This is a genomic window from Streptomyces calidiresistens, from assembly GCF_014141525.1.
Taxonomy (GTDB): Bacteria; Actinomycetota; Actinomycetes; order Streptomycetales; family Streptomycetaceae; genus Streptomyces; species Streptomyces calidiresistens.
Genome location: NZ_VKHS01001229.1, coordinates 1 through 1087, shown reverse-complemented (window position 1 = coordinate 1087; position 1087 = coordinate 1). Strand labels below are relative to the sequence as shown.

At 75.0% G+C, this 1087-nt stretch carries 1 protein-coding gene; it reads right to left on the bottom strand.

The window, feature by feature from the left end; all coding sequences use genetic code 11:
• Window positions 1–17: 17 nt before the first annotated feature.
• Window positions 18–1061 (bottom strand): phosphatidylinositol-specific phospholipase C domain-containing protein, encoded by a 1044-nt coding sequence (locus FOE67_RS26555; protein WP_182667366.1) that lies wholly within the window; start codon window positions 1059–1061, stop codon window positions 18–20.
• Between the last annotated feature and the right edge of the window lie 26 nt (window positions 1062–1087).

Sequence of the window (1087 nt, the reverse complement as noted above, 5' to 3'; positions counted from 1 at the left end):
CCGGGGGTCGGGCGGGGTCAGCCGCGCGGTACGACGGTGGAGAGAACGCCCGGCAGGCGGGCCCAGTCGGAGCTGACCGTGCTCGCGTGCCGGCCCGCCAACAGCCGCACCCTGTCCAGGGCCTGCGCCTCGGTCGGGTCGGTGGCGGGGATCGGCGGTGCCACGGCGTGGGCGGAGGTCATCACCAGCAGGTAGTTGCGGGCCGCGTACCAGGAGGTGTCGATGGAGCCGTAGGCGGAGGCGTCGCCGTCGAAGACCACGAACCAGGGCCGGAGGCCGGCCTCGGAGTAGCGGGTGCGCGGGTCGCCGGGGGCGGCCCGGTGTACGGCGGGGAAGGCGACCGCCCGGCCGAGGTTCCCGGCGGCGGCCAGGTCGCGCAGGTGCCGCGCGTACTCCACGTCGGTCCAGAGGGTGTCCAGGGGGTTGCCCTCCTCGACGGTGCCCGGGATGAGGTGGATGATCACCCGGCCCGCCAGCGACTCGCGGGTGGGCCAGCCGTCGGCGCGCACGGCGTCGTCGAGCGTGGCGTGCGAGCCGCGCAGCTCGGCGGGCCGCAGCACGGCGTCGCCCAGGATCCCGTCGATCAGCGCGTCGAGCTGGGCGGGTCCCCGACCGAGGTTGGCGGCGAAGCCGTCCTTCATCTCCAGCTTCAGCAGGATGGGGCGGTGGCCGGGGTTGGCCTGCCGCCAACTGCGCAGGTCGTGCAGGCAGCCGGCGAGGCTCTGGTTGCGGGCCCGGGTGCGCAGTTGGGAGGGGCTCTGCGCGTTCTCGCAGTTGTTGTCGTTGGCCACCGGGTTGTCGTGGGCCACCCGCCAGCCGCTGCCGAGGAAGTTGGTCCACACGTCGAGTTCGAGCATCGAGGCGCCGGAGTCCAGGGCGTCGGCGAAGTGGGTGAAGGTGCTCTTCTCGTAGGCGTTGTGCACGCCCACCCCGGTGGCGTCGTCGTAGGGCAGACCGCTCGCCGCCGTGGTCACCGCGGGAGTGTCGGCGGCCGTGGCCGGGACGGTCGCCGCCAGGAGGGCGAGGGCGGCGATCGCGGCGCCGAGTGCGGTCCGCAGCAGGGGCCGGGGGGCGGCGGCCCGGGTCC